Genomic DNA, 5,125 nt, shown 5'->3' with positions numbered 1-5,125 from the left:
TGTTTGCCATCAAATAGGGAACTCTATAAATCGAAGCGCTTAAAAATACGCATAAACAACCGATGCCCGATAAAATCCATTCGCCCGAACCGATTACAATTCCCAAACATGCCGTAACCCAAACTATCGCCGCAGTCGTGATTCCATGAAGTTTTCCTCTGTTTTGAATAATCATTCCCGCTCCCAAAAATCCTATTCCCGAAACTATTTGAGCTGTTATTCTGTTATAATCGGGAGTCCTGTATAATATTTCGCTTCCTACTTTTACAAGTTCGTAATTTTGAATCATTATCATTTTTGCAAAAATTTCTTCGTAGCATGACAAAATCGCCGCTCCCATACATACTATGCTTGTAGTTCTGCTTCCAATCGGTTTTTTATGTTGCGCTCTCTCCCAGCCGATAAAAATTCCCATTATATAGGCAACCATTATTCTTGTCGCAATTTCCAAAACGCTGTAGTCGGACAATATATATTCGATTGATTCTTTTATCATAATTAACTCGCATAATTTTTTCGTATTTATAATTATCGAAATATTTTTTATTTATCTTTCAAAAAATATATTTATAACCGCGTTTATATTTATAAAGCTTATCGGAGAAAATTTTGATTTTTCTTTAGTTGTAAAAACGATAAATTTATTTTTATCAATTTCCGAGTTTTTATAATTTTTTATGTAATCGAATCCATGCGAGTTGATTTGATTATATTTTATATTTAAAGTAAGTTTTTCGTTGTTATTTAAAATATCGAAAAAAAGAATTTGACTTACTTTATCGAAATTTATATTTTCTATTTTTTGAAATTCCGAAATTAAAATTTTAGCTTCGTTTTTATTATTGAAATAATCAAATTTAAAATCAATATTTTTTATATCTTCAAAACTTGAAATAAATAATTTTGAATTTTTAATTTCTTCTTTAATATTTTTTATAAAATCATAATCTATTTTTTCGACAACAATTACGGAAGTTTTTTTGCTTGAGGAAATTCTATTTTCGTTATTTATTTTATAATTCGTTAATTTTATTTTATATTTTGAAATAGTTTCCATTGAAATATTATTTTCCCAATGAATTTTTTTATAATAATTGGAATTAATATCGTCATAAAGATTTTTTAAATTTTTTGAATCATCGTAAAAAGTCGGAAGAGTATGAGAATAAAAACAAATTTTTTTTGAAATCAAATCGTAAAGAATGGAAGTCAAACCAAAATAACCCGAAGACGAAATCCAAGGATAAGCGCCCAAACCTATAAACTCACCCGAAGATTTTTCAATATACGCGTTTTTATTTTCTCCCGTAAGTAATTTAATCGTAGTTTCATCATTATTTTTTTTCGCGTTTTCAATGGCGTTAATCGTATTATAAATTTTCGATAAAGTTTTCATTGTAAAAATTTTATTGAAAAACGCTTTTTTATTTATCATAGCGTCAATGCTTTGAGATAAACTTCTAAAAAGTTTTGCAAGTTCTGGCATTTCGTTAATATTTAATTTTGTTGCAATTTGTTCCGCTGTATCAAAATCTTTTTCATGGCATCCGTAAAATCCTTTTGCAAAAATATTTTCTATAAAATTTTTTGAAAATTCCAAAATATTGGAATCGATAATTTTATTTTTTTCTTTTGATTCTTTTTTTGTATTTTTATTTTTTATATTATTTATTTCTTCAAATTTTTTTTGAGCTTGAATTTCGGTTTTAAAATCTTTTGTTAATTCTTTTATATATAATAAAGCTATAATTATATGTTTGCAAATTTTTTTAGAAGGACAATTGCAAGTCGCTTCTTTAATATTTTCCGTAAAAAATATTTCCGTATTGTCGAAAGAAATTTTTATTTTATTTTCTACTATTTTAACAATTGGTTGAAACCTATTGTTATTTTGCATATTTTTGAAATCTTTTAACGCTCGATTGTATATTCCTTTATTGGTTAAAGAAATTAAAAAATTTTCTTCGGTATATTTTTTTAATATTTTTAATTTGTCGGTTATATCATTTTTCATGTAATTTTGCATTAAAAAGGAATCGGGTAAAAATTCTTAAAATTCTTAATATAATTTCTTAAATAATTTAAATTGAATTCTCCCGTTCTTTTCAAAGTTTCCGCTTCGATTTTTATCATTCGTTTAATGTCTTTTTTTCTACCCAATCTTTTATATAATCTTTTTAAAGTCATAACTACGGATAAGTCGCTATAATGAGGCAAAGTTTGATTAAATAAAGAAAGAGCCTTTTTCAAATCGAATCCTTCAAAACATTCAAGCGCAAAATAAGAATATAATAAGGCTATATGACTATGAGAAAATTTTCCTCGAGTTTCGGCGGTTTTCTTCACTATACTTAAAGCCATAGATTGATTTTTTTCGACTCCTATTCCATTATAATAACAGTGTGCCAAAGCGGCTTTAGCGCAAGAAGATTTTGAATTGTTTATTTTAGCGATTTCGTTCGCTTTATAATATATTTCAAAAGCTTTATTCGGATTCTTTTCTATTCCTCTGCCGAGTTCGTAACCTCTTCCCATTATTATATAAGCGTATTCCAAATTGCCGTCAAGTTCGATTGAAGTATTAGCCAAACCAAGCGCAAGTTCGGGGCAGGGAGCGATAATATTTCCGTAAAATAATTCTTTAGCGTATAAATAATAAGATATCGCATCGTTTAATTTCATTGAAAGTTGCAAATATTCCATTCCTTTCAAATAATAATTCATGCTCATATTGTAAATCATTATTTTTGCAATATTTCTATATATCAAAGCCTTATCCAAAGTTTCATCGTTAAGACATAATTTATAGTTTTCAATTATCAAATCGTAATTATGAGAATCAATCATTTGCAAAGAATAAGCGTAAATAAATCTTATATAATAAATATTTTTTTCTTCGTTAGAATTTTTATCGTTCAAAAAATTATTTAAAAATTCCTCGCATATTTTAACTATCTCTTTATAATTTTTTAATTCGTAATTTGCAAATATTGACAAATTATAAGCGGCGTTTTTTTTATCTTTTATTTTTTCCAAATAATTTAAAGATTTTTTATAATATTCTTTGCTTTGCGCGTAATTATAATAAAATTCGGCGATTCTATAATATAGAGCGTCCGCAATTTCTTTTTCTTCGGCAATTTTTTCAAACTCTTCTTTAGCTTTGTCAATTTCGCCTTTATAAGAAAACAAATCTCCTCTATAATATTTATATTGAACGATTCTTTTATCGTTTCCTAAAATTTCAATAACTTTGTTTATCAAATTAAAGGCTTCGGTTAAATTTTTATTTTGTTCTTCGCTTCCCGTATATTCTCCGCTTTCTACAATCATATCATGAAATGTTTGAGTTTTTCCAAGCAAAGCGGCTAAATTATATTTATTTTTGCTTTCAAGTAATTTGTCGTAGGTTTCTATGGCTTTTTTATAATTTCCTTTTTCAAAATACCATTCCGCGATTTCGTATAACGCGTTGTAATTTTGATTATTTAATTCTATCGCTTTATTTAAAAAGAATATCGCGTCTTCAAAAAATTCCGAATCGATTCCGCTTTTGGATAATGCGATTCCTTTCAAAAAATAAGCGTCATCATACATCGGAAAATCTTCAATGAGTTTATTCGCTTCCGCATCGGCTTTATTTAAAATACCCAAATTATAATAGCAGAGTCCTCTTTCAAATCTCGCCATCTTGCCGTCTTCAATATCTACTCTTTTAATAAAATCATCGTAAAAACCAATCGCTTGATGAAAATCCGATTCGTTTTTTCCGTTGTTTAAATAGCTGCTTGCAAGCATAAGCAAAGCGTCAGTCGAAGTTTCTTCCAATTCTTTAGCTTTTTCCAAGAGGGTTTGAGCGAATTCTCTTTCTTTATCCACATTTTTTAAAATTCTATTTAAATACATTAAACCTCGATAAGCGTCTATTATACTCGGGTCTATTTCTATACATTTATTTAAATCGTTTTCGATTGCGGAATATATAAAATTAATTTCCAAATTATTATCGTATTTTTCGTTTTGTAATTCTATAAACGCCGATTTGCCTCGCATATAAAAAGCTTGAGCGTTATTAGGTTCATGTTCTATTATTAGATTAAGTTCTTTTATGGCTTTCCTAAAATCGCCTTCGCTCATATATTCCATTATTTTATCTAACGATTCCATAATAATTTACGCTATCAATCTTAATATATATATATAAATCATTCTTATTATTCTTGGAAGAACCATATTGATTATTAAAAGAAATACCAAAGGAGATATGTCAATCATTCCGATTATAAATTTACTTCTAAAATCTCCAAATATTCTGTCGATTATTCCGTCCGTTATATTATAAAAAAATCTTACGATAGGATTATAATAATCCAAATGAATCGCTCCAAACGCGGTTAGCCAACTTATGATAATCCATATAAACCATATAAAAGAATAAAGCCTCAAAGCCTGAATTATCAAAACATATATAAAATTAACGACTTGTATAAGCATATAATATCCGATTAATTTATATTTCCCTTTTTAGAATTAATTTTATAATAAATTCTAATATATTACATATAGTAAAAAAATCAAGCGTCATTTATTTTCAAATTCTATTAAAATCGGACAATGGTCGCTTCCCATAACTTCGCTTAATATATCCGCTCTTTTAATATTTTTCGCAATTTCGTTATTAACAAAAAAATAATCGATTCTCCAGCCGACATTTCTCGCTCTCGCTCCCGTCTTAAAATCCCACCAACTGTAATGTCCTCCTTCTTTGACAAACATTCTAAAAGTGTCGGTAAATCCGCTATTTAAAAATTTTGTTATAAGCGCTCTCTCTTCTGGCAAAAATCCAATATTTTTTTCGTTTTCTTTAGGACGCGCCAAATCGATTTCCGTATGAGCGATATTCATATCTCCGCATAATATTACATTTTTTTTATTTTTTAATTTTTTTAAATATTTAATAATTTCTTCGTAAAAATTTAATTTATATTCAAAATGCTCTTCCGACTTTCCGCCGTTTGGAAAATAAACATTGAATAAAATAAAATCGTCAAATTCCAAAGAGATAATTCTTCCTTCTCTGTCTTTAAATTTTTCTCCTATTTGATTTTTGATTCTTTATTCGGTT

The 5,125-nt window shown here is 27.4% G+C and carries 5 protein-coding genes; all 5 read right to left on the bottom strand.

Features of this window, described 5'->3' with window-relative positions:
- A partial coding sequence (locus EZH24_RS06970) for an MgtC/SapB family protein (protein ID WP_137998405.1) occupies nucleotides 1–496 on the bottom strand: 496 nt, incomplete at its 3' end.
- 51 nt (nucleotides 497–547) lie between these two features.
- Nucleotides 548–2,014, bottom strand: a complete 1,467-nt coding sequence (locus EZH24_RS06965) for an SWIM zinc finger family protein (RefSeq protein ID WP_137998404.1) — start codon at nucleotides 2,012–2,014, stop codon at nucleotides 548–550.
- Between the two features lie 11 nt (nucleotides 2,015–2,025).
- On the bottom strand, nucleotides 2,026–4,167 hold the full coding sequence (locus EZH24_RS06960; protein ID WP_137998403.1) for a tetratricopeptide repeat protein: 2,142 nt from the start codon (nucleotides 4,165–4,167) through the stop codon (nucleotides 2,026–2,028).
- 6 nt (nucleotides 4,168–4,173) lie between these two features.
- A complete protein-coding gene (locus EZH24_RS06955) occupies nucleotides 4,174–4,494 on the bottom strand; it encodes a YggT family protein (protein WP_137998402.1) in 321 nt (106 codons plus the stop codon).
- An 87-nt stretch (nucleotides 4,495–4,581) separates the two neighbouring features.
- The gene (locus EZH24_RS06950; RefSeq protein ID WP_272897882.1) at nucleotides 4,582–5,100 is read right to left on the bottom strand and encodes an exodeoxyribonuclease III; all 519 of its coding nucleotides are present in this window, start codon (nucleotides 5,098–5,100) and stop codon (nucleotides 4,582–4,584) included.
- Nucleotides 5,101–5,125: the final 25 nt, after the last annotated feature.

Source organism: Brachyspira catarrhinii (genome assembly GCF_005518285.1).
Taxonomy (GTDB): domain Bacteria; phylum Spirochaetota; class Brachyspiria; order Brachyspirales; family Brachyspiraceae; genus Brachyspira; species Brachyspira catarrhinii.
This window is presented reverse-complemented; position numbering and strand designations above follow the sequence as displayed.

What these genes read in the sequence shown, in the direction of transcription:
- EZH24_RS06965 (WP_137998404.1), bottom strand. Translation starts at nt 2,014, where the DNA reads ATGAAAAATGATATAACCGACAAATTAAAAATATTAAAAAAATATACC.
- EZH24_RS06960 (WP_137998403.1), bottom strand. Translation starts at nt 4,167, where the DNA reads ATGGAATCGTTAGATAAAATAATGGAATATATGAGCGAAGGCGATTTT.
- EZH24_RS06955 (WP_137998402.1), bottom strand. Translation starts at nt 4,494, where the DNA reads ATGCTTATACAAGTCGTTAATTTTATATATGTTTTGATAATTCAGGCT.